21 protein-coding genes are annotated in these 21,628 nt (G+C 72.5%); 11 read left to right on the top strand and 10 right to left on the bottom strand.

Annotation, left to right across the window (positions count from 1 at the left end; translation table 11 throughout):
- Both LH62_RS24625 and LH62_RS24620 read right to left on the bottom strand, forming a co-directional pair.
- A complete protein-coding gene (locus LH62_RS24625) occupies nt 1-321 on the bottom strand; it encodes a hypothetical protein (RefSeq protein WP_052214884.1) in 321 nt (106 codons plus the stop codon).
- 26 nt (nt 322-347) lie between these two features.
- Entirely contained in the window at nt 348-803 is a 456-nt protein-coding gene (locus LH62_RS24620; protein ID WP_043364731.1) for a MaoC family dehydratase, read from the bottom strand.
- Nucleotides 804-899: 96 nt separating this feature from the next.
- On the opposite strand from LH62_RS24620, the gene LH62_RS24615 reads away from it, so the two are divergent.
- The 9 genes from LH62_RS24615 (at nt 900) to LH62_RS24575 (ending at nt 13,880) form a co-directional block, all read left to right on the top strand.
- Complete coding sequence (locus LH62_RS24615) at nt 900-2,480, top strand: ABC transporter substrate-binding protein (RefSeq protein ID WP_043364730.1); 1,581 nt, start codon at nt 900-902, stop codon at nt 2,478-2,480.
- 2 nt (nt 2,481-2,482) lie between these two features.
- Nucleotides 2,483-3,202 (top strand): metallophosphoesterase family protein, encoded by a 720-nt coding sequence (locus LH62_RS24610; RefSeq protein WP_052215055.1) that lies wholly within the window; start codon nt 2,483-2,485, stop codon nt 3,200-3,202.
- A 205-nt stretch (nt 3,203-3,407) separates the two neighbouring features.
- On the top strand, nt 3,408-5,657 hold the full coding sequence (locus LH62_RS28705; RefSeq protein WP_052214883.1) for a hybrid sensor histidine kinase/response regulator: 2,250 nt from the start codon (nt 3,408-3,410) through the stop codon (nt 5,655-5,657).
- A gap of 186 nt (nt 5,658-5,843) precedes the next feature.
- A complete protein-coding gene (locus LH62_RS24600; protein WP_043364728.1) occupies nt 5,844-8,207 on the top strand; it encodes a helicase-related protein in 2,364 nt (787 codons plus the stop codon).
- A gap of 75 nt (nt 8,208-8,282) precedes the next feature.
- A complete protein-coding gene (locus LH62_RS24595) occupies nt 8,283-9,947 on the top strand; it encodes a DEAD/DEAH box helicase (protein ID WP_052214882.1) in 1,665 nt (554 codons plus the stop codon).
- A gap of 41 nt (nt 9,948-9,988) precedes the next feature.
- Complete coding sequence (locus LH62_RS28700; protein ID WP_052214881.1) at nt 9,989-10,474, top strand: HutD family protein; 486 nt, start codon at nt 9,989-9,991, stop codon at nt 10,472-10,474.
- 49 nt (nt 10,475-10,523) lie between these two features.
- The gene (locus LH62_RS24585; RefSeq protein ID WP_043364727.1) at nt 10,524-11,582 is read left to right on the top strand and encodes an LLM class flavin-dependent oxidoreductase; all 1,059 of its coding nucleotides are present in this window, start codon (nt 10,524-10,526) and stop codon (nt 11,580-11,582) included.
- The gene (locus LH62_RS24580; RefSeq protein WP_043364726.1) at nt 11,579-13,255 is read left to right on the top strand and encodes a M3 family oligoendopeptidase; all 1,677 of its coding nucleotides are present in this window, start codon (nt 11,579-11,581) and stop codon (nt 13,253-13,255) included. The genes LH62_RS24585 and LH62_RS24580 overlap by 4 nt, the downstream gene beginning before the upstream one ends.
- A 121-nt stretch (nt 13,256-13,376) precedes the next feature.
- Nucleotides 13,377-13,880 (top strand): hypothetical protein, encoded by a 504-nt coding sequence (locus LH62_RS24575; RefSeq protein WP_043364725.1) that lies wholly within the window; start codon nt 13,377-13,379, stop codon nt 13,878-13,880.
- Here the strand turns inward: LH62_RS24575 and mtnC are convergent.
- From mtnC to LH62_RS24555, 4 genes are read right to left on the bottom strand one after another with little or no spacing between them, the layout of a single operon-like run.
- On the bottom strand, nt 13,862-14,578 hold the full coding sequence (gene mtnC / locus LH62_RS24570; RefSeq protein WP_144404618.1) for an acireductone synthase: 717 nt from the start codon (nt 14,576-14,578) through the stop codon (nt 13,862-13,864). The genes LH62_RS24575 and mtnC overlap by 19 nt on opposite strands.
- A complete protein-coding gene (locus tag LH62_RS24565; RefSeq protein WP_043364723.1) occupies nt 14,568-15,104 on the bottom strand; it encodes an acireductone dioxygenase in 537 nt (178 codons plus the stop codon). The genes mtnC and LH62_RS24565 overlap by 11 nt, the downstream gene beginning before the upstream one ends.
- Nucleotides 15,101-15,712 (bottom strand): methylthioribulose 1-phosphate dehydratase, encoded by a 612-nt coding sequence (locus tag LH62_RS24560; protein ID WP_043364722.1) that lies wholly within the window; start codon nt 15,710-15,712, stop codon nt 15,101-15,103. The genes LH62_RS24565 and LH62_RS24560 overlap by 4 nt, the downstream gene beginning before the upstream one ends.
- Nucleotides 15,712-15,981, bottom strand: a complete 270-nt coding sequence (locus LH62_RS24555) for a twin-arginine translocase TatA/TatE family subunit (RefSeq protein WP_043364721.1) — start codon at nt 15,979-15,981, stop codon at nt 15,712-15,714. Before LH62_RS24555 ends, LH62_RS24560 begins: the two co-directional genes overlap by 1 nt.
- Nucleotides 15,982-16,281: 300 nt before the next feature.
- Between LH62_RS24555 and LH62_RS24550 the strand changes: the two genes are divergently transcribed.
- Nucleotides 16,282-17,244: a TerC family protein gene (locus tag LH62_RS24550; protein WP_043364720.1), complete on the top strand. Its 963-nt coding sequence runs from the start codon at nt 16,282-16,284 to the stop codon at nt 17,242-17,244.
- Between the two features lie 13 nt (nt 17,245-17,257).
- Here the strand turns inward: LH62_RS24550 and LH62_RS24545 are convergent, their stop codons facing one another.
- Nucleotides 17,258-18,238 carry a tripartite tricarboxylate transporter substrate binding protein gene (locus LH62_RS24545; protein ID WP_043364719.1) on the bottom strand — a complete coding sequence of 327 codons (981 nt, stop codon included), beginning with the start codon at nt 18,236-18,238 and terminating at the stop codon, nt 17,258-17,260.
- Between the two features lie 71 nt (nt 18,239-18,309).
- Entirely contained in the window at nt 18,310-19,269 is a 960-nt protein-coding gene (locus LH62_RS24540; RefSeq protein ID WP_043364718.1) for an AraC family transcriptional regulator, read from the bottom strand.
- A 160-nt stretch (nt 19,270-19,429) separates the two neighbouring features.
- Here LH62_RS24540 and LH62_RS24535 point away from each other — a divergent pair, with 160 nt between their 5' ends.
- A complete protein-coding gene (locus LH62_RS24535; protein WP_043364717.1) occupies nt 19,430-19,930 on the top strand; it encodes a cupin domain-containing protein in 501 nt (166 codons plus the stop codon).
- Nucleotides 19,931-19,948: 18 nt separating this feature from the next.
- On the opposite strand, the gene phnE (LH62_RS24530) is transcribed toward LH62_RS24535, so the two are convergent.
- Nucleotides 19,949-20,779: a phosphonate ABC transporter, permease protein PhnE gene (gene phnE, locus LH62_RS24530; protein WP_043364715.1), complete on the bottom strand. Its 831-nt coding sequence runs from the start codon at nt 20,777-20,779 to the stop codon at nt 19,949-19,951.
- Entirely contained in the window at nt 20,776-21,579 is an 804-nt protein-coding gene (gene phnE / locus LH62_RS24525; protein WP_255360029.1) for a phosphonate ABC transporter, permease protein PhnE, read from the bottom strand. Before phnE (LH62_RS24525) ends, phnE (LH62_RS24530) begins: the two co-directional genes overlap by 4 nt.
- Nucleotides 21,580-21,628 lie beyond the last annotated feature (49 nt).

Raw genomic sequence — 21,628 nt, 5'->3', positions numbered from 1 at the left:
CTACCGCTTGTATCCCCCATCCGCCCCGGCGGGCGGATAGGGGTTGGCGCCGGGGAACACCACCGGCGGCGGCGCCAGGATCACTGGCGGCGCGTAGCCATAGCCGTATCCGTAGTAGCGCCGCCCGTAATGACGCGGCCCGTAGAATCCGGCCCGCGGCCCGACGCGGGAGCCGAAGCCTCCGCGATAGCCGTAGCCACCATGGTAGCCATAGCCGCCGTGATGGCCGTAGCCGCCGCCATGATAACCCCGCGCCGCGGCCTGCCCCGACCCCAGCGCGAGGAACGCGGCCAGCCCGGCCGCAAGACAGGCAAAGCGCACCGAGGGGCCTCCCTTGCCGTCAGCGCCTACTCATACACCAGGGACAGCGTCTCGGCGACGAGGGCCGGCCGGCTGGACCCCTCCACCTCCACCGTCGCCTCCATGGTGAGCCGCGCCCCGCCCTCGACCGGCTCGACCGCCTTCAGCGTCAGGTGTCCGCGCACGCGCGAGCCCGCCGGCACCGGCGCCGTGAACCGCACCTTGTTCGAGCCGTAATTCACCCCCCGGCTCCGCCGCTTCACCCGGAAGATGCTCTGGTTCAGCCGCGGCAGCAGCGACAGCGTCAGGTAGCCATGGGCGATCGTCTTGCCGCCCGGCATCTCCCGCTTCGCCCGCTCCACATCGACATGGATCCACTGGTGGTCGCCCGTCGCCTCGGCGAACTGGTCGATCATCCGCTGGTCCACCGTCACCCACTCCCCGGCGCCGAGGCTCTTGCCGATATGGGCCTGCAGATCCCCGATGGTTTCGATCTCCAGCATGCGTCTCTCTCCCTTGTTGCGCGTGACGGCTGGAATTCCTGGCACACAAGGCTAGGCTTGCCCATCACCGAACCGAGGAGGAACCGCGTGGCGCCCATGCTCCGGGCCCTGGCCCTGATGGGGCTCGCCGCCATGGCGCCCAGCTCCCCGGCGCAGGCCCAGCGCCCGGCCGATGCGGCGACCATCGGCGTCGCCGCGCCCGCCACCTCGGTCGATCCGCATTTCTTCAACGCCGCGCCGAATGCCCAGCTCGCCGCCCATGTCTTCTCCCGGCTGATCGAGCGCGATGCCCGCGTTCAGCTCCAGCCCGGCCTCGCCGAGAGCTGGCGGGCGCTTTCGCCAACCCTTTGGGAATTCCGCCTCCGCGCCGGCGTCACCTGGCATGACGGCCGCCCTTTCACCGCCGAGGACGTCGCCTTCTCCCTCGCCCGCGCGCCCAACGTGCCGAACAGCCCGGGCGGCTACGGCAGCTTTCTCCGCATGGTGAAGCAGGTGGAGGTGGCCGACCCGCTGACCATCCGCCTGCACACGAAGCAGCCGCATTCCCTGCTGCCGACCGAGGTCGCCTATATTGCGATCATCGCCCGCCACGCCGCGCAGGGCGCTGCGACGGAGGATTTCAACAGCGGCCGCGCCGCCATCGGCACCGGCCCCTACCGCCTGCTGTCCCACACGGCCAACGACCGCACCGAGCTCGCCCGCAACGAGGCCTATTGGGGCCCGCGCGAGCCCTGGAGCCGCGTCACCCTCCGCTTCCTCGGCAACGACGCCGCCCGCACCGCCGCCATCCTCGCCGGCGACGTGGACATGATCGACCAGGTCCCCTCCGCCGACCTCGCCCGGCTGCGCGGCGACGGCCGCGTCGGCCTGTTCGAGATCCAGGGCCTCCGCCTCATTTTCCTCCAGGCCGATTTCTCGCACGACGCGGGGATGCCCTTCGTCACCGACGCCGCGGGCCAGCCGCTGCCGCGTAACCCCTTCAAGGATGTTCGCGTCCGCCGCGCCCTCTCCATCGCCATCGATCGCCAGGCGCTCGCCGAGCGGGTGATGGAGGGCGCCGCCCGCCCCGCCGGCCAATGGCTGCCACCGGGGGTCTATTCCTACGACCCCGGCACGCCCGTTCCCGCCTTCGACCCGGAAGGAGCCCGCCGCCTCCTCGCCGAGGCCGGCTACCCGGACGGCTTCCGCCTCACGCTGCACAGCCCCAACGACCGCTACCCGAACGACGCCCGCACCGCCCAGGCCGTCGCCCAGATGTGGAGCCGCGCCGGCATCCGCACCGAGGTCGCGGCGCTGCCCTGGTCGGCCTTCTCCGCCCGCGCCGCCCGGCAGGAATTCGCCATGCGCCTGTCCGGCTGGGGCAGCACCACGGGGGAGGCGAGCTACCTCCTCGCCAATGTGCTCGGCACCTACGACCCTGCCGCCCGGCGTGGCGCCTCGAATGCCGGCCGCTACTCCAACCCCGCCCTCGACACCCTCGCCGACCGCGCCACCGCCACCCTCGACCCGGAGGAGCGGGAGGCCCTGCTCCGCCAGGCGGTCCACATGGCGAGCGAGGATGTGGCGCTGATCCCGCTCTTTCACCTGGTCAACAGCTGGGCGACCCGCGCCGGCCTCCGCTACGATGCCCGGATGGACGAGCGGAGCCTCGCCATGGGCCTCCGCCGGGCCCAATGAAGATGATGCCTGAATTCCAGCCAGCCCCCGCCAGCCTCCCGCCCGGCCAGCGCGTCTATGCCGTGGGCGACGTCCACGGCCATGACGCGAAGCTCGCCGCCCTGCATGCGCAGATCGCCGCCGACCTGGCCGCCCGGCCGGCCGAGTCGCCGTTGCTGGTGCATCTCGGCGACTATATCGACCGCGGCCCCGACAGCCGCGGCGTCATCGCCCGCCTCGTCGCCGGACCGCCCGTCGATGGCCTGCCGGTGGTGAACCTCCTCGGCAACCACGAGCGCAGCATGATCGACGCCCTGGCCGGCGAGCGCGCCGCCGTCACCGACTGGCGGATGCACGGTGGCCCGGAGGCGCTGGCGAGCTGGGACATCGACCCGGACAGCGACCCGGCCAGCTGGGCCGCCCTGATTCCGGCCGCTCACCGCCGCTTCGTCGAGGATCTCGCCCTCATGCACCGGGCCGGCGGCTACCTCTTCGTCCATGCCGGCATCCGCCCGGGTGTCCCGCTCGAGGCGCAGTCGCCCGACGACCTCATCCGCATCCGTGGCGGCTTCCTGGATTCCGGGGCCGATTTCGGCCTCGTCGTCATCCATGGCCATACCCCGACCCAAGGCCCCGTCCTCCGCCGCAACCGCATCGGCATCGACACCGGCGCCGCCTATGGCCGGGAACTGACCTGCCTGGTGCTGGAGGGCGACCGCATGGCCTTCCTGCACGCCCCATAGGCTCATCCCCCGACTTCATCATCTTTTGGTTGTGTAACGGCCGGATTCGCCTCGAATTGCGCGGGTCGGGGCGGCGAGGAGCGTCGTTGCGGCCTCAGGGACTTGGTTCGCGTGCAAAAATGAGCCGTGTCCTAACTTTAAGTTGATCGCGCCGGAGGCATGCTTATTGTCATGCCTGCCAAACCATCGGGTGCGCAAGTTGCCGTTGCCTTCCACCATCACGCCCTGGCTGGGCCGGCTTCGGGTGCGCCTTCTGGCGCTCGTCCTGATCGCCGTGCTGCCGCCCGCGCTCCTCACCGTGTGGGAACAGGAGCGCAATGCGGAGGCGCAGCTGCAGGAGGCCGCCCGCGCGCTGGAGGATCTCGCGGTCAACACCGCCCGCGAGCAGGCGGCCCTGGTCGGCCATGTCCGGACGCTGCTCGCCACGCTTTCCCGCCTGCCCGACCTCGCTGGCGACGCGTCCGGGCGCTGCGGCCCGCTGCTGCGGACCCTCGCCGGCAGCGCGCCCTGGCTGCGCGGCCTCAGCCTGCATGACGCCGAGGGCGCTCCGCTCTGCACCGATGGCCGCCCCACCGGCCCGATCGCCGGCGGGGACGTCCTGCGCGAGGCGCGGGCCAGCGGCGGCTTCGCCCTTTCCGACCTGGTGGCCGATGCGCAGGGCCCGATGCTGCTCGCCGTCCAGCCCCTGCCGGACAACCAGGGCCGGGTGCTCGTCGCCGGGTTGGACCCGGCCCGCCTCGGCGACCGCACCCAACTCCCCGCCGGCGTCGATGCGATGGCGCTGATCGACAGCACCGGCACCGTGCTCGCCCGCCTGCCGCCCGTGCCCGGCCTCGTCGGCCGCAGCCTCGACGGCCCGGTGATCGACCGGGCGCTGCGCGGCGGCAGCGGCCATACCCGCGGGATCGGCCATGGCGGCGTGGAGCGCCTCTTCGGCTACGCCCCGATTCCCGGCACCCGCGCCACCTTGCTGCTCGGTCGCAACCCCGCGGCGCTGCTGGCGCCGATCCATGCCCTGCACGACCAGATCCTCCAGCTCGCCGCCGGCGCCGCGGCCCTTGCACTGTCCCTCGCCCTGCTGGCCGGCCGGCTGATGCTGCTGCGGCCCATGGCCCGCTTCTCCACCGCCGTCCGCCGCATCGCCGGCGGCGACCTTGCCGCCCGCGTCGAGACCGGCCACCTCGCCGGCGAGTTCGGCAGCCTCGCCGCCGAGGTGAACGGCATGGCCACCCGCCTCGCCGCCCACCAGGCCGCGCTGGAGGCGAAGAATGCCGAACTTGCCCGGCTTGCCGGGCAGCTTGCCGCCGCCCGCGACACCGCCGAGGCTGCCAGCGCCGCCAAGACCCGCTTCGTCCGCATGCTGAGCCATGAGCTGCGCACCCCGCTCAACGGCATCTTCGGCCATGCGCAGATCCTCACGGCCGATACCGGGCTCACCTCCGGCCAGCGCCGCTGCGCCGAGCAGATCACCGAGAGCGGCGAGCACCTGATGTCGATGATCCGCGAATTGCTGGACCTTGCCGCCATCGAGGCGGGGAAGGTGGCTCTGGCCCCGGCCCCGGTCCGCCTTGCCGCCCTGGCGGAGTCCTGCGCCGCCCTCATCCGCCCGGCCGCCGCGACCAAGGGCCTCGCCTTTGGGGTGGAGGTCGCCCCCGCCGCCGCCGGCTGGGTTTCGGCCGACCCGGTGCGCCTCCGCCAGGTGCTGCTCAACCTGCTCGGCAATGCGGTGAAATTCACCGCCCGCGGCGAGGTCGTGCTGCGCATCCGCCCCGCCGCCGCGGGCCTGACCCGCTTCGAGGTGAGCGACACCGGCCCCGGCATGACCGAGGCCGAACGCGCGTCCCTTTTCCAGGAATTCTTTCGCCTGGCCGGCGCCGAGCAGGCCGAGGGCAGCGGCCTTGGCCTCGCAATCACCGCGAAGCTCGCCCAGCTGATGGGCGGCAGCATCGGCTGCGAGAGCGTGAAAGGGCAGGGGAGCCTGTTCTGGGTCGAGCTGCCCCTGCCACCCGCCATCCCCGCTACCGACCCGGCGCCTGCGGCCACCGCGCTGCCGCTCGGCAAGCCGCTCCGCCTGCTGCTGGCCGACGACGTGCTGGTCAACCGCGAGGTCGCCCGCGCCCTGCTGAGCGCCGCCGGCCATGAGGTGGAGCTGGTGGCCGACGGCGCCGCCGCGCTCGAGGCCGCCCTCGCCCGCGACTGGGACGCCGTGCTGCTCGATGTCCACATGCCGGTGATGGACGGACTCACCGCCGCGCGCGGCATCCGCGCCGCCGTGGGGCCGCGGGGTGCCGTTCCCATCCTGGCCGTCACCGCCAGCGCCAACCGGGCCGAGGTCGAGGAATGCCTCGCCGCCGGCATGGACGCCCATGTCGAGAAGCCGCTCCGCGCCTGGGAGCTGCACAACGCCCTGGCCCATATCCGCGCCCGCGGCCGCGACCTCGCCATGGCGAAGTAGCCGGCAGCCCCTGGCAAAGCGGGCGCGCATGCCCCATATGCAACTGGAAGGCCTGCAACACGTTGCCAAGCCGTGTCCGCTGGGCGATACCCGGCCGGACAGCCCGGCCCGATAAGGCGGCAGGCCCGATCCCCCGCTTCGTTTCATGGCGCGGCCTCCCATCGGGCGGGCCGCGGAGTTCCTGATTTGACCGATACCGATGGCGCCCCCTCCGCATACGCCGAGAGCCCCGCGCCACGCCATTCCCCCGCCGAGGCCGCGATCCTCGCCTCCGGCCTCGCCGTTGCCCCACGCGAGATGCCGGCCCTCGTCCGCCGCGTCGAGCGCCGCCTGCCGGCCGATGCCGAGGCTGTCCGCGCTGCCCTTATCGAGACGCGGCGCCGCGCCTGGATCGCCCGGCTGAACGACCTCGCCAACCGCACCGGCCGCGTCTGGGTCCGCCGCGCGGAGGTCGAGACCGCCGCCGGCACCATCACCGAGCTGGAGCCGGAGGACGACACCCTGCTCGCCGCCCTCGGCGATGCCGTTGCCCGCCGGCTGCGCGGCCTCGGACCGACGGCCGAGGCGGCGCTGGATGCGATCGCGGCGGAGCTGGTGGAGACCGGCTCCGGCAGCCTCTCCGCCGACCGCCACGCCATGCTGGCCCGCGAGGTCGCCGCTGCCTTCGGCCTCCAGGGCGAGGCCGAGCTGGCCTTCCTCGATTCCGTCGCCGCCATCGAATCCCGCCGCCGCCGCGACCTCCGCGAGGCCGAGACCGCGACCCGCGCGAAGCGCCGCGAGGAGGTCCAGCGCCTCCGCGCCTGGGAACGCAGCCTCGTCGAGTTCCGCGCCCTCTCCAACCTCCTCGGCGCCACCGAGAAGGAAATCCTGCGCTGGATCGGCGCCGGCCTGATCCCCGTCGCCCGCCGCATCCCGACCCGCAACAAGGGCCAGGAGAAGTGGGAGTTCGACCCGAAGGAGATCACCGCCCTCCGCCCCCAGGTCCCGGCCTGGCGCGAGCAGGAGGCGCCCGATCTCCGCAGCCGCCCTGCCAGTCCCGCCGTGGCGAAGCCGACCCGCGCCGGCAATGCCGCCGTGGCCCGCGTCGCCGCGCTCGACCGCTATGCCGGCCACTTCGCCACCGCCCGCGCGCTGAACCGCCGCATCACCCTCGTCACCGGCCCGACCAATTCCGGCAAGAGCCACACCGCCCTCGACCGCCTGGCGCGGTCGGAGAGCGGCATGGCCCTCGCCCCCCTCCGCCTCCTCGCCCATGAGTTCCGCGAGGCCCTGGCGACCCGTGGCGTCCTCGCCTCCCTTTCCACCGGCGAGGAGCGCCTGCCCGTCCCCGGCAGCCGCCACCTGGCCGCGACGGTCGAGATGTGCCCCTTCCACAACCCCGTGGACGTGGCCCTGATCGACGAGGCGCAGATGCTCGGCGACCGCGACCGCGGCGCCGCCTGGACGGCAGCCATCATGGGAGCCCCCGCCCGCGAGGTCTTTGTCCTCGGCGCCCCGGAATGCGCGACGCTCGTCCGCCGCATCGCCCGCCTGTGCGACGACGACATGGAGGAGGTGAAGCTTCAGCGGAAGAACCCGCTGGTCGCCGCCTCGAAGCCTGTCGCCCTTGGCGACCTCCGCGCCGGCGATGCCCTCGTCGCCTTCTCCCGCCGCGACGTGCTCGACCTCCGGGCCGAGCTGGTGAAGCGCGGCCGCCGCGTCGCCGTCGTCTATGGCGCCCTCAGCCCCGAGGTCCGCCGCGCCGAGGCCGCCCGCTTCCGCAACGGCGATGCCGATGTGCTGGTGGCGACGGATGCCATCGGCATGGGCCTCAACCTCCCCATCCGCCGCGTCGTCTTCTCGACGCTCCGCAAGTTCGACGGCGAATCCCGCCGCGAGTTGAACACCCAGGAGGTGAAGCAGATCGGCGGCCGCGCCGGCCGCTTCGGCCAGCATGAGGAGGGCGTCGTCGCGGTCCTCGCCGGCGGCGGCAGCCCCGACTTCGTCAAGATGATGCTGAACGCGGTACCCGAGACGCCGGAGGACCTCCGCCCCCAGGTGCAGCCCGATGCCGACATCGTCGCCGCCGTCGCCGCCGAGATCGGCTCCGACAGCCTGTTCGGCGTGCTCGCCCGCATCAAGCGCGCCGTGCTTCGCGCCGACGACCCGAACTACCGCCTCGCCGACCTGACCCAGGCCATGGCAGTTGCCTCCGCCATCGACGGCGTCCCCGGCCTCTCCCTGCTCGACCGCTGGACCTACGCCCTCTGCCCGGTCGATGAGCGCGACAACGGCGTCTCCCGCCTCGCCCGCTGGGCGGTGGAGCACGGCGCCGGCCGCCCCGTCCCGCCGCCCATGGCCGGCCGCCTGCCCGCACCCGAGCGCGCGGCGCGGGAGGAGCTGGAGCGCGCCGAGAAGGTCCACAAGCGCCTTGTCGCCTGGCGCTGGCTGTCGCTCCGCTTCGAACTCGCCTATCCCGCCCGCGCCGAGGCCGAGGCCGAAACCATTCGCCTCGACCGCTGGATCGAGGATGTGCTGCGGCAGCAGAGGCGCTCCAAGCTCGTCATGTAACGGGGGCTCTGCCCCCGTAGCCCCCCGCCGGGGCCAAAGCTTGGCCCCGGACCCCGCCTATAGTTTGGATTTCAGATGCCCTTTCCCCCGCTTCCCGCTCCGTTGCAGGCCGCGCTCGCCGAGCGTGGCTATGCCGAGCCGACCCCCGTCCAGGCCGCCGTCCTTGAAGGCGAGACCGAAGGGCGCGACCTGCTCGTCTCCGCCCAGACCGGCTCCGGCAAGACCGTCGCCTATGGCCTCGCCATGGCCCACCTGCTGATGGGCGGCACCGACCGCCTGCCCGCACCCGGCCAGCCGCTGGCCCTCATCGTTGCCCCGACCCGCGAACTCGCACTTCAGGTCCAGGGCGAGCTCGCCTGGCTTTACGCCAAGGCCGGCGGCCGCGTCGTCACCTGCGTCGGCGGCACGGACCCGATCGCCGAGCGCCGCGCCCTCGAACGCGGCGCCCATCTCGTCGTCGGCACCCCCGGGCGGCTCCGCGACCACCTGGAGCGCGGCAACCTCCGCCCGCAATCCCTCCGCGCCGTGGTCCTCGACGAGGCCGACGAGATGCTCGACCTCGGCTTCCGCGAGGAGCTGGAAGCCATCCTCGAGACCACCCCCGAGGACCGCCGCACCTTCCTCTTCTCGGCGACCGTCCCCGCCGGCATCGCCGCCATCGCCCGCACCTACCAGAAGGATGCGCTGCGCATCGCCGCCGGCGATGCCGGCGCCCAGCACGGCGACATCGAGTACCGCGCCCTGCTCATCGCCCCGCACGAGATCGAGCGTGCCGTCGTCAACAGCCTCCGCTTCTTCGAGGCGCGCTCGGCCATGGTCTTCTGCCGCACCCGCGCTACGGTGACGCGCCTGCACGGCAACCTCGCCGAGCGCGGCTTCGCCGCCGTGGCGCTGTCCGGCGAGCTGTCCCAGGCCGAGCGCAACCGCGCCATGCAGAGCCTCCGCGACGGCCGCGCCCGCGTCTGCGTGGCGACCGACGTGGCGGCCCGCGGCATCGACCTGCCCGACCTCGGCCTCGTCATCCACGCCGAGCTGCCCAACGACCCGGATACGCTGCTCCACCGCAGCGGCCGCACCGGCCGCGCCGGCCGCAAGGGCATCAGCGCGCTGCTCGTCCCGCACAACCGCCGCCGCGCCGCCGAGCGCCTGCTTCAGGCCGCCCGCGTCCAGGCCGCCTGGGGGCCGGCCCCCTCCGCCGAGGCCATCCGCGAGAAGGACGACGCCCGCATCCTCGCCCAGGCGACCGAGCTCGCCGCCGAGGAGCCGATCGATGGCGATCTCGCCCTCGCCCGCCAGCTCCTCGCCGCCCAGCCGGCCGAGGCGCTCGCCGCGGCGCTGATGCGCACCCTCCGCGCCCCCCTCCCGGCGCCCGAGGAACTGGCCGAGCTGAGCGACCGCCCGCCGCCCCGCGAGCCGCGCCCCGCGGGGGCCGGCAATGCCCCCGGCGCCTGGTTCCGCATGAATCTCGGCCGCAACGGCAATGCCGACCCGCGCTGGGTGCTGCCCTTCCTTTGCCGCCGCGGCAATGTCACGCGCCAGGAGATCGGCCGTATCCAGGTGCAGGAGCGGGAAACGCGCTTCGAGGTCGCTCCCTGGGCGGCCGACCGCTTCGCCTCGGCGGTCCGCCGCCCGGGCGACGCCAAGGACGCGCATATCCGCATCCAGCCCTCCGAGCCGCCGCTGGCCGATACGCCCCGCCCGCGCCCGTCGGCCCCCCGGCGGCAATACGACAAACGGTAGCGGACGGGAGGCGATCTCCGGTCCCTGAAAGGCCAAGGCCCATGCATCTCCACCACGCCGACCTCACCGTCTCTCCCTGGCGCAACGGCGCCGGCCGCAAGGCGGATGTGGTCGGCGGCCCGGGCTGGCTCGTCACCTTCGCCTGGGTGGACAAGGATGCCGACTTCTCCGACTTCGCCGGCCAGGACCGCACCATCACCCTGATCGAGGGCGAGGGCTTCACCCTCGACTTCCAGGAGCAGCCACCGCTCGTCCTCGGCACACCGCTCCAGCCGCGCTGGTTCGACGGCGGCTGGCGCGCCCGCTGCCGCCTGCATGGCAGTCCGAGCATGGTCCTCAACGCCATCTCGGACCGCGCCCAATGGCGCCACTCGGTCGAGATTCGCGCCCCCCGCCCGGAGGACACCGGCTTCGCCGTGCTGCTGGGGGAGGGCGGCCCCGGCTACCGTCGGCTCGATACGGTCAGCCTGCCCGCACCCGCCGTCACCGTGCCCTGCGCCGTCATCCGTTTCGACCGAAAGGCTTGAGGCGCCGGCGCCATGGGCCGACACTCCCCGCAAAAGCGGGAGGCGCCCCATGGATTTCGGCCAGTTCAACCTGATGGGCTATCGCGCGCCAGGCACCGACCTGGCCAGCCTCTATGACGGCGCCGTCGCCCAGGTGAAAGCGGCGGAGGGCGCCGGCTTCGCCATTTCCTGGTTCGCCGAGCACCATTTCTCGAATTACTGCGTCTGCCCCTCGCCGCTGATGATGGTGGCCCGCTGCGCCGGCGAGACCAGCCGCATCAGGCTCGGCAGCGGCGTGGTCATCGTCCCGCTCTACCATCCCTCCCGCCTCCTGGCGGAGATCGGCATGGTGGACCAGATGACGCATGGCCGCCTCGTGCTCGGCATCGGCAGCGGCTACCAGCCCTTCGAGTTCGAGCGCTTCGGCGCCGACCTTGCCGAGAACACGCTCCGCACCCTGGAATTCATGGAGATGCTGGAACAGGCGGTGGCGAACGAGACCTTCAGCTTCGACGGCCGCTTCCACCGCCTGCCCGAGACCCATATCGCCGCCCGCCCGGTCAACGGCGTGCCCGAGGTCTGGGTCGCCGGCGACAACCCGGAGCTCCACCGCATGGCGGCCCGACGTGGCTATGTCGTCATGGTGACGCCCCGCCACTACACCGCCGAGCTTCTCGCCAAGGCCCGCGCCCGCTTCGAGGCCACATACCGCGAGGCCGGGCAGGACCCGGCGCGGATGCGCTTCGGCGCGCTCCGCCATATGTGCGTCACCGACAGCAAGGCGGAGGCGGAGGGCTTCCTCGAGAACATCCGCTACCAGATCCGCCTGTCGCAGAGCCTTCGCCACCGCGAGCAGCACATGCAGGGCGGCATGCTGCTGGAGAAGCCCTGGCCCGGCGAGATGAGCCTCGAGGACATGGCCCGCCACATGCTCGTCGGCGATGCCGAGACCATCGCCGAGCGCATGCTGGCCGAGATCAGGGCCGCGCAGCCCTGCCACTACCTCCTGCAATTCCAGGCCGGCGCCTCGACGACCGCGCTCGCCCTCCGCAGCATCGAGGGCTTCGCCACCAGGGTGCGTCCCCTGCTGGAACGCGCCCTCGGCCCGCTCGAAAGCCTCGCCGCATGACGACACCCCAGTTCGCCGATCTCCGCTTCCCGGCGCCGACGCGCGACAGCCTCGCCGCCGGGCATGCCGCGCTCGACGCCAGGCTTGATGCAGGCGCCCTCGGCGACGCACTCGCCGCCTGGGACCGGGAGCGACGCGACTACGAAAGCTGGTCGAGCCTCGTCCATCTCCGCTTCTCCCAGGACACGCAGAACGCCGAGGCCAAGGCTGCCCGCGAATATGCCGATGCCCTTTCCCCGGAGGCGACGGCGCATGAGGTGGCGCTCAAGCGCCGCCTCCTTGCCTGGCCCGACCGCGCGGCGCTGGAGGCCGCGGTCGGCCCGCATGTGCTCCGCCTCTGGGAGACCGACATCACCACCTTCGACCCGGCGATCGCCGGCGACCTGGAGGAGGAGGCGAAGCTCACCGCCCGCTACACCGAGCTGATGGCCTCGGCGCAGATCGCCATCCGCGGCACCACGACGAACCTGTCCGGCCTCGCCCCCTTTGCCGAGGACCCGGACCGCAGCACTCGGCACGAGGCCGAGGCGCTGCGCTGGGGCTTCTTTGCAGCGCATGGCGAGGAGCTGGACGCGATCTATGATTCGCTCGTCCGCCTCCGCCACGGCATGGCCCGGAAGCTGGGCTACGAGAACTACCTCCCCCTCGGCTATCGCCGCCTCCGCCGCACCGACTACGACGCCGGGGATGTCGCCCGCTACCGCGACCAGGTGGCCGAGCATGTCGTCCCGCTCGTCGGCCGCCTGCTGGAGGCCCGCCGCCAGCGCTTCGGCTGGGACCGCCTGCACTATTGGGACGAGGCGCTGATCGACCCGGAAGGCAACCCGAAGCCCATCGGCGACCACGACACCCTCGTCGCCGCGGCGCAGACCATGTTCGACCGCATGGACCCGCGCCTCGCCGCCTTCTACCGGCTGATGGAGGAGGGGGGCTTCCTCGACATGCGCAACCGGCCGGGCAAGGCGGGCGGCGGCTTCTGCACGTCGTTCCCCTCCGTCGGCGTCCCCTTCATCTTCGCCAATTTCAACGGCACGCATCACGACATCGGCGTCTTCACCCATGAGATGGGCCACGCCTTCCAGAACTGGGAAAGCCGGAACCTGCCCGGCATCGACCAGCTCTGGCCGACCATGGAGGCCGCCGAGATCCACTCCATGGGCCTCGAATTCCTGACCTACCCGCATATGGCGCTGCTGGTAGGGGAGGGGGCGGCGGAGCGCTTCCGCCGCATGCATCTCGAGACCTCGCTCGCCTTCCTCCCCTACGGCGTCTGCGTCGACCACTTCCAGCACGAGGTCTACGAGAACCCGGAGGCGACGCCCGCCGAGCGCCACGCCATCTGGCAGCGGCTGGAGCGCCGTTACATGCCCTGGACCGACTACGGCGACCTGGCCTACCCCGCGAAGGGCGGCCGCTGGCAAGCGAAGCAGCACATCTACAACTCGCCGCTCTACTACATCGACTACACGCTGGCCCTCTGCTGCGCGATGCAGTTCTGGGTGAAGTCCCGCCACGATGCCCCGGCAGCGCTGGCCGACTACGTGGCGCTCTGCGCCCGCGGCGGCAGCGCGCCTTTCCAGGACCTCGTCCGCTCGGCCGGCCTCGTCTCGCCCTTCGCACCGGGCGCACTCGCCGATGTGGCGCGCGAGGCGGAGGCGGTGCTGGCGGCCTGATCCTGGGCCGTCCTGCCCAGGCATCGGGGCAGGGCGGCCACAGGCGTGACCTGGCTGCCTGATTGACAATGAGAGTCATTCGCATCTATGCGGCGGGGACAGCCAGCATCCGGATGCCGTCATGGGCCATATCCAGCTTCCCGCCGCCACCTACGCCACCGGCAGCTACGCCAGCACGCCGCAGGCGATGGCCGATCTCTGGCCATCCGAAACCCTCATCCTGACCGGGCTGCGGGACTGGCTGGACGCGGTGCGGCAGGGCGAGAGCCCGCTGCCCCGGCTCCGCCGGCTGATGGCCGGGCCCGGCATCCCGGATGCGGCGCTCTCCGTCGATCACCTGCTGCGGGTCATCGCCCGCAGCGCCCGCTGGCAGGTGGATATCCGCTGTGCCCGCTGCCCCTATCTCTCACGCGACGAGCAGCGCCTGCTCTGCGCCGCCGCGGAGGCCCAGGCCGGCCTGTCCGCCCGCGCCCGGGCCACGCTGCAATCCGGCCTGCTGCCCCGCCAGGGCGCGGAGTTCGCCCTGGCCTCGCTGGAAGGGCTGGGCCGGCTGATGCGCTCCGCCGGCCTCATCCTGCCGCGGCGCTTCGCCGGGCAAGGGGCGGATCAGCCGGCCTGGCTGTGAGCCGGCAGGCCGAACCGCCGGGCCACCTCGGGGAAGTCCCGCGCCTCCGGGTGCCGTCCGGCGGCAAGGGTCCCGTCCTCCGGCCGGACGAGCTGGCACCCCCGCATCCCGGCCGCGCCGGCCGCGTCCAGCTCCTCGGCGACATCGGAGAGGAACAGCACCTCCCCCGGCGCCACCCCGAGCGCCCCGGCGATGGCGTCGTAGCTGGCCCGCTCCCGCTTCCCGCCGACCCGCGTATCGAAGAAGCCCGAGAACAGCGGCGCCAGATCCCCCGCCACCGAATGGCCGAAGATCAGCCGCTGCGCCTCCTCGGAGCCCGAGGAATAGACCGCAAGCCGGACGCCGCCCGCCGCCCAGGCCTGGAGGCACGGCGCCACATCCGGCCAGAGATGTCCCTTCAGCCGCCCATCCGCATAGCCCTGCCGCCAGATCAGCCCCTGCAAGGCCTTGAGCGGCGTTACCTTGGCATCCGCCGCCATCCAGCTGCGCAACACGGCGACGGGCTCCCGCCCCGGCTCCGCCTGCCGGACCTCGTCGAGGATCGCCGCCACGGCCGGCTCCCCGCCATGTGCCGCGAGGAACCCTTCCAGCGCCTCCGCGGCAAAGGGGAACAACTCCTCCTTGACGAATGCGATGGCGGTGGTGGTGCCCTCGATATCCGTCAGCACCACGCGCGGCGGCACGGCCTCAGGCAACAACGGGGAAGCGCTGCGCCATGTCGGTGCCGGTGAACTGCGCCACCCAGCCGGAGGGGTCGGTGAAGACCCGCAGCGCGCAGAAATCGGGCCGCTCGCCCGCGTCGAACCAGTGCCGCGTATTCGCCGGCACGCTGATCAGGTCGCCCTGCTCGCAGCGCGCATCCCACACGCGGCCGTCGACATGCATGACGAAATGCCCGGCGCCACGGACGAAGAAGCGCACCTCGTCCTCGGTATGGATGTGCTCGTTGAGGAATTTCTCGCGCATGGCCTGCGCCTGCGGATGATCCGGCGTGAGGGCCACCACATCCGCGCTGCCGGCACCCGTCACGCCCATCAGCGCGTCGAGATGCGGGCGATAGGCCTCGAGGATCTGCTCGTTGGTCGCGCCCTCGGGGACGGTCACGCCCTCCCAGCGCTCGAAGCGCACGCCGATGCCGCGCAACGCCTCGGCGATCCGCCCGGCATCCTCGGTCTTCAGAACCTCGCGGCCACCCTCGGCCTCCCACACCGTCAGACGGCTCATGACAGCCTCCTTGCTTCCAGCTCGCAGCGGAGCATGAACTCGACAGCCTCCAGCCGCATCAGGGCCTGCGGCATGTCGGCGCCCCAGACATAGATACCATGGCCCCGCAGCAGATAGCCCGGCAACACGCTCGCCGCCCCGGCCCAGCGCGTCTCCACGGCATCCTGCAGCCGGCCGATATCCTGATCGTTGTCGAAAACCGGCAGCTCGACCGCGGCTGCATGGGTGGCGAGGCCCGGGAAGGCCTTCAGCAACTCATAGCCTTCGAGGCGGATGCTCTCCCCTGCCAGCCGCGACAGCACCGTCACCGGCACCGAATGCCCGTGCAGCACCGCCCCCGCCTCCGGGAAGCGCCGATAGATCCCGCAATGCAGCCCGGTCTCGGCGGAAGGCCGGTCGCCCTCGCGCAGCGGCCGCCCATCGAGCCCGACGCGGATCACCCCATCGGCGTCGAGGAAGCCCTTATGCCCGCCGGAGCGGGTGATCGCCACCGTCCCGTCCCGCAGCCGGACCGAGATGTTCCCGGCCGTCGCCGGGACCCAACCGAAGCGGTCCAGCCGCTGCCCGGCGGCGACGATCGCCTCCCGGGCCTCGGCCAGCTCCGGCATCAGGCCGCCGGGCGGCTCGTCGTCGTGGTGGTCGTGGCGTGCGGCGTGGTCGTCGCGGCCGGGCCCTGGATCGTCCCGGTCGGGTGGGTGCCCGGCGCCGGCGGCGCGCCCTCGGCAAGCGAGGCGTCATCTTCCTCCTTCATGTTCTTCTTGAAGGACTTGATGCCGGTGGCGAGGTCACCCATGAGGGTGCTGATCTTGCCGCTGCCGAAAAGCAGGAGCACGACCAGCAGCACGATGAGCCAATGCCAGATGCTGAAGGAACCCATGTGACGCCCCGATAAACCTTTGTTGCAGGCCGCGCCGGGCGGCCCTTGCCGGGCCGGACACTAATGCGCCGGCCCCCGTAGAGCAAACCCGGAGATGGCCCGCCGCCGCAGGCGGCACAACGGGGTTGACACCGCTTTTCGGCTAGACCATATCGGCATCGATCCGGGCCCCTCTGGCCGTCGGGCGCCAGGCTCCCGCCTGCCGCCCGGCGAGCGATGTCGGATCGCGTGCAACGCGCGCGATCGGGCCTGTCGATATCCACAAGGCCAGCCCGTCGCGCCCATAGGGAGCTTTCGGCGATGGCGCCGTCGATCTGGTTCTGGGTTTGGTTCAACGCGGCCGTGCTCGGCCTGCTGCTGCTCGATCTGGGCGTCTTCGCCCGCCGCGGCCCGGACGGCCAGCCGGCCCCCGTGCCGGTCCGCACCGCGCTCTGGAAATCCGCTGCCTATGTCGGCCTGGCGCTCGGCTTCTTCGCCTGGCTCTGGACCGGCTACGGGCCGGAGGAGGGGCGGCAGGCCCGCGCCCTCGAATTCATCACCGGCTATGTCATCGAGTGGTCGCTCTCGGTCGACAACATCTTCGTCTTCGTCCTGATCTTCGCCAAATTCGGCGTCCCCGCCGCCTACCAGCACCGGGTGCTGTTCTGGGGCATCCTCGGGGCGCTGGCGATGCGGGCGGCGATGATCCTGCTCGGCACCAGCCTGCTCCGCGAATTCGACTGGCTGATGGTGGTCTTCGGCCTGTTCCTCGTCTTCAGCGGCTGGAAGATGCTGCAATCGGTCAACGCGCCCGAGGGCGACCCGCGCGACAATCCCGTTCTCCGCTTCCTCCAGCGCCGCCTGCCGGTGACCGAGGGCTTCCGCGGCAGCGCCTTCACCGCGCGCGAGGCGGGGAAGTGGATGCTGACCCCGCTCGCCCTGGTGCTGATCCTGGTCGAGCTGACCGACCTCGTCTTCGCCCTCGACAGCATCCCGGCGATCTTCGCCGTCACCACCGACCCGTTCATCGTCTACACCGCGAACGTCTTCGCCATCCTCGGCCTGCGCGCGATGTACTTCGCCCTCGCCGGCATCATCCACCGCTTCCGCTACCTGAAGCACGGGCTGTCGGTCGTGCTGATGATCGTGGGCGTGAAGATGCTGGCGAACTGGTGGGCGGGCGGCAAGGCGGTGCCGGTCGAATGGGCGCTGCTGCTGACCGGCAGCATCATCGGCGGCTCCATCGCGCTGAGCCTCTGGCGCACCCGCCCCACCGCCGCCTGAGTGGGGAAGGGGATCAGGCCTCGGCCCTGATCCCCAGCCGCCGGATCAGCCCGCCCCAGCGCGCCGCCTCGGCCGCCATGTACCCGCGCATCACTTCCGGCGAACTCGCCACCACCTCGAATCCCGCCGCCTCCAGCGCCGTCCGCGCCTCCGGCGCCGCCAGCGCCCGCTGCGCCTCGGCCGAAAGCCGCGCCACCCGTTCGCCCGGCGTCGAGGCCGGCGCGATCAGCCCGATCCAGGCATAGCTCGCCGCATCCGCGATCCCTGCCTCCGCCAGCGTCGGCACCTCCGGCGCCTGGCGGATGCGTGCCTCGGCGGTGACCGCCAGCGCCCGCACCTGCCCCTCGCGCAGCTGCGGCAGGATGCCGGCCGCGATGATGACCATCGCGTCGATTCGCCCGGCCACCAGGTCGATCACCGCCGGCGGGAAGCCGCGATAGGGGACGTGCAGCATCTCCCCGCGCGCCCGCGCCAGCAGGTCCATCATGGCGAGGTGCCCGCCCGAGCCCGACCCCACCGAGCCGAAGGAGTACCGCCCCGGCTCCGCCTTCACCCGCGCGAGGAACTCGCCGAGATCCTTCACCGGCAGATCCGCCCGGACGACCAGCAGCTGCGCCCCGCGCATTAGCAGCGAGACCGGCGCCAGGTCCCGCACCGGGTCGTAGGGCAGGTTCGGAAAGAGCGCCGGCGCCGTCGTCAGCGGTCCGTTGATCGAGACGCCGATGGTATGCCCGTCCGTGGCCTTCGCCACCGCATCGGTGCCGATATTGCCGCCCGCGCCGGGCCGGTTGTCGACCACACAGGGCTGCCCCAGCGCCTGGCTGTAATGGGTCGCCACCGCCCGCCCCGCGATATCCGGCGTCGAGCCGCCGGGGAAGGGGACGATCAGCCGCAGCGGCCGCTCCGGCCAGGACGCCTGGGCGACGGCAGGGGATGCCCGCCCGGCCGCGAGCAGGGCAGGGGCGGCCAGCAGCAGGCGGCGCGGGATGAGCATGGGCGGCGTTTCCCTCGGCGAGATTCGCCCCGCTTCCAGCACGAACCCGCCCGGCCCGTAAAGCCGCCGGACTACGGGTGCGGCCGCTGCAGCCGCCACTCCCGCGGCGAGAGCCCGTACTGCCGCTTGAAGGCGCGGCTGAACGCCTCCTCCGAGGCATAGCCCACCGCATGCGTCACCTGCCCGACGGTCCGCCCGCCCTCGCGCAGCTGCTGCCCGGCGCGGTGCAGCCGCCAGGCGGCCAGGTAGCGCATCGGCGGCATGCCGATCAGCGCGCAGAACCGCTTGACGAAGGCGCTGCGCGACATCCCCACGGCCCGCGCCAGGCCGGCCACCGACCAGCGCAGGGTGATGTCGCCATGGATCAGCCCCAGCGCCCGGCCGATGCAGGGGTCGCCGAGCCCCCGCAGCCAGCCCGGCCCCGTCGGCCCCGGCGCGGCGAGGTAGTGCCGCATCGCCTCCAGCAGCAGCGTCTCCGACAGCCGCGACACCACATCCGAGGTCGGCAGCCGCCCCGCCGCCAGCTCGGCCGCGGCGAAGCGCACCGAGGCCTCGACCCAGCCCCAGGCGGGCCCCTGCCGCAGGTCGAGCCGCAGCACCGGCGGCAGGCTGGCGATCAGCGGGTTGGCCGCACCCTCGCTGCCGAGGAAGCCGCAGACGAGATGCGTCGCCGCGCCGTCGCCGCCATGGCGGATGCGCAGCAGGCCGCCCTCCGCCGTCGGCTGCAGCAGCGCATCCGCCCGGACCGGCGCGAGCCCCGGCCCGCTCGACAGCTCATGCCCGTCGTTCCGCGGGAACAGCACGACCTCGCCGGCCCGGACGAGGAAGTCCGGCGCCTCCGCCAGGCCGACCCGCATCTCCCCCTCCAGCACCACGTGATAGGCGATCAGATGGGAAGGGGCCGCCAGCAGCTCGGCCCAGAGGCCGGGCGGCACCTGCGCGGTCACGCACCAGGGCGCGGTGAAATGCGCCTCGACGAAAAGGCCGCCGGTCAGCCGCACGGATCGCAGCACATCCGAGAGCGGGTCCATCGGCCGGGCTCCCTCGTCCTGCCGGACGCCCGGCTAGATCATCCGGCCGGCCGGTCATTCGCCTTCGCCGGCGGATTGTCTAATTGCAACCCGTCGCGGGGCAACGCCGGCGGGAGGCCGGCTGCCCCCGGCCCGATCACGACCACGGGGAGGACAAGCGATGAGGAAACGCGAATTTGCAGCCGCCGCGCTGGCCGCCGCGGTGGCGCCGCTCGCCGCCCGGGCCCAGGGCGGGGGGCCAGGCACAGCGCAAGGCGCGCACGGCCATGGGCCGCACGCCACGGTGCAGCCCAATGCGCTCCGCTGGTCGGCGCCGGCCGCCTATGCCCGCGGCGCCCAGCTCGCCGTGCTGCACGGCGACCCATCGAAGGAGGGCATGTATGTCGTCCGCCTGCGCGTGCCCGCCGGCTTCCGTATCGCCGCCCATACCCATCCGAACGACGAGAACGTCACCGTCCTCTCCGGCAGCTTCAACATCGGGACCGGTGACCGGCTGGACGAGGCGAAGGGCGAGCGGGTGGCCGCCGGCGGCTATTCCTTCGTGGCGAAGGGGATGACCCACTACGCCTGGTTCACCGAGGATACCGAGCTCCAGCTCCACGGCATGGGGCCGCAGGGCATCCGCTACGTGAACCCCGCCGACGACCCGCGCAACCAGTAGCGCCGGCCCCGGCGCGGCTCAGCCGCCGATCAGCCGCCGCCTGAGCCGCGCCGAGAGCCAGTCGATCGCCGCGACGGTCGCCACCATCAGCAGGATGATGAAGGCGACCTCGTCCCAGTGCCTGACGCGGATGCGCTCCGAGATCTGCAGCCCGATCCCGCCCGCGCCCACCACGCCGAGGATCGCCGCCGAGCGCGTGTTGCTCTCGAAGAAGTAGAGCGCCTGGGCCAGCATCACCGGCAGCACCTGCGGCAGCACGCCGAAGCGCAGCCGCGCCAGGAAGCCGCCGCCCGCCGCGGTGATGCCCTCCACCTGCCGCCGCTCGGCATTCTCGATCGCCTCGGCATTCAGCTTCGCCAGCACCGCGACATCCGCCGTGGCGATCGCCAGCACCCCGGCCAGCGGCCCGAGCCCCACCGCGCGCACGAAGGCCAGCGCCCAGATCAGCTGGTCGATGCCGCGGAACCCGTCGAAGACCCGCCGCAGCGAGAAGCGGAACAGCGTGTTGGTGACGACATTCCCCGCGCCGAGGAAGCCGAGCGGCACGGCGATCACCGCCGCGATGAAGGTGCCGAGGAAGGCCATGGCGACGCTCTCGGCGAGGCCCTGGAGGATGTCCACCCACAACTCGCCCGGCGAGGGCGGCACCATCAGCCGGAGGATCGTCGCCAGCCCCGCGAGCCCGTTCCACAGCCGCTGCGGCGAGACGTCGAAATGCCAGAGCGCCCAGCCGAGCCAGAGCAGGAAGCCCAGCCAGCCGAGCCCCGCCAGCACCCGCCCGCGCGGGCCGCCGCCGAAGGCGCCCGGCATCCGCGCCCGCCAGGCCGCCACATCCGGTGCCGCGCTCATTGCATCCCCCCAATCACGCGGTGCCGCAGCCGCTCCGAGAGCAGGTCGATGGCGAAGACGGCGAGGATGACCAGCAGCAGGATGGCGCTGATCTCCTCGTAGTAGTTGAAGGCGATCACCTTGTAGAGTTCCTCGCCGATGCCGCCCGCGCCGACGAAGCCGATGACGCTCGCCGAGCGCAGGTTGATCTCGAAGCGGAGCAGGGCATAGGACAGCAGGCTCGGCGCCACCTGCGGCAGGATGGCGAAGCGGCAGGCCTGCGTCCAGCTGCCGCCTGCCGAGCGCACGCCGGCCCAGGCGCCGAGCCCGGTATTCTCGATGCTTTCGGCGAAGAGCTTGCCGCAGGCGCCGGCCGTGTGCACCGCGATGGCGAGGATGCCCGCCAGCGGCCCGACGCCGAAGGCCCAGACGAAGATCAGCGCGAAGACGATCTCGGGCACCGTCCGCATCGCCTCCAGCAGCCGCCGCGCCAGCGGGTTCAGCACCCGCCCGGCGCCGAGGTTGCGCGCCGCCGGGAAGGCCAGCAGCAGCGCCGCCCCGGCCCCCGCCAGGGTCGCCAGCGCCGCCATGTTGGCCGTCTCGAAGAGCAGCCAGGCCCAGCTGTCCAGCCGGTACATCCAGAAGGCGAGGCTGCCCTCCATTTCCACCCCGGCCAGCAGCGCGTCCCAGCGCAGCGCCGGCGTGATGCGCGAGAAGTACTCGCCGATGCGCGGCAGCCCCGCGAGCAGCGTCGCCGGATAGGCCTCGCTGATCCGCGCCGAGGCCAGAAGGCAAAGGGCGAGGATGACGAGGCCGAGCAGCGTCGCCCGCCACTTCTGCCGCCGCGCCGCGCGATAGGCGGCATCGCCC

Source organism: Belnapia sp. F-4-1 (assembly GCF_000802185.1).
In the GTDB taxonomy this organism is placed as follows: Bacteria; Pseudomonadota; Alphaproteobacteria; order Acetobacterales; family Acetobacteraceae; genus Belnapia.
The sequence above is the reverse complement of the archived record's forward strand: the minus strand, read 5'-3'. Positions and strand labels throughout refer to the sequence as shown.

What these genes read in the sequence shown, in the direction of transcription:
- LH62_RS24620 (WP_043364731.1), bottom strand. Translation starts at nt 803, where the DNA reads ATGCTGGAGATCGAAACCATCGGGGATCTGCAGGCCCATATCGGCAAG.
- LH62_RS24615 (WP_043364730.1), top strand. Translation starts at nt 900, where the DNA reads ATGCTCCGGGCCCTGGCCCTGATGGGGCTCGCCGCCATGGCGCCCAGC.
- LH62_RS24610 (WP_052215055.1), top strand. Translation starts at nt 2,483, where the DNA reads ATGATGCCTGAATTCCAGCCAGCCCCCGCCAGCCTCCCGCCCGGCCAG.
- LH62_RS24595 (WP_052214882.1), top strand. Translation starts at nt 8,283, where the DNA reads ATGCCCTTTCCCCCGCTTCCCGCTCCGTTGCAGGCCGCGCTCGCCGAG.
- LH62_RS28700 (WP_052214881.1), top strand. Translation starts at nt 9,989, where the DNA reads ATGCATCTCCACCACGCCGACCTCACCGTCTCTCCCTGGCGCAACGGC.
- LH62_RS24585 (WP_043364727.1), top strand. Translation starts at nt 10,524, where the DNA reads ATGGATTTCGGCCAGTTCAACCTGATGGGCTATCGCGCGCCAGGCACC.
- LH62_RS24580 (WP_043364726.1), top strand. Translation starts at nt 11,579, where the DNA reads ATGACGACACCCCAGTTCGCCGATCTCCGCTTCCCGGCGCCGACGCGC.
- LH62_RS24575 (WP_043364725.1), top strand. Translation starts at nt 13,377, where the DNA reads ATGGGCCATATCCAGCTTCCCGCCGCCACCTACGCCACCGGCAGCTAC.
- LH62_RS24565 (WP_043364723.1), bottom strand. Translation starts at nt 15,104, where the DNA reads ATGAGCCGTCTGACGGTGTGGGAGGCCGAGGGTGGCCGCGAGGTTCTG.
- LH62_RS24560 (WP_043364722.1), bottom strand. Translation starts at nt 15,712, where the DNA reads ATGCCGGAGCTGGCCGAGGCCCGGGAGGCGATCGTCGCCGCCGGGCAG.
- LH62_RS24555 (WP_043364721.1), bottom strand. Translation starts at nt 15,981, where the DNA reads ATGGGTTCCTTCAGCATCTGGCATTGGCTCATCGTGCTGCTGGTCGTG.
- LH62_RS24550 (WP_043364720.1), top strand. Translation starts at nt 16,282, where the DNA reads ATGGCGCCGTCGATCTGGTTCTGGGTTTGGTTCAACGCGGCCGTGCTC.
- LH62_RS24545 (WP_043364719.1), bottom strand. Translation starts at nt 18,238, where the DNA reads ATGCTCATCCCGCGCCGCCTGCTGCTGGCCGCCCCTGCCCTGCTCGCG.
- LH62_RS24540 (WP_043364718.1), bottom strand. Translation starts at nt 19,269, where the DNA reads ATGGACCCGCTCTCGGATGTGCTGCGATCCGTGCGGCTGACCGGCGGC.
- LH62_RS24535 (WP_043364717.1), top strand. Translation starts at nt 19,430, where the DNA reads ATGAGGAAACGCGAATTTGCAGCCGCCGCGCTGGCCGCCGCGGTGGCG.
- phnE (WP_043364715.1), bottom strand. Translation starts at nt 20,779, where the DNA reads ATGAGCGCGGCACCGGATGTGGCGGCCTGGCGGGCGCGGATGCCGGGC.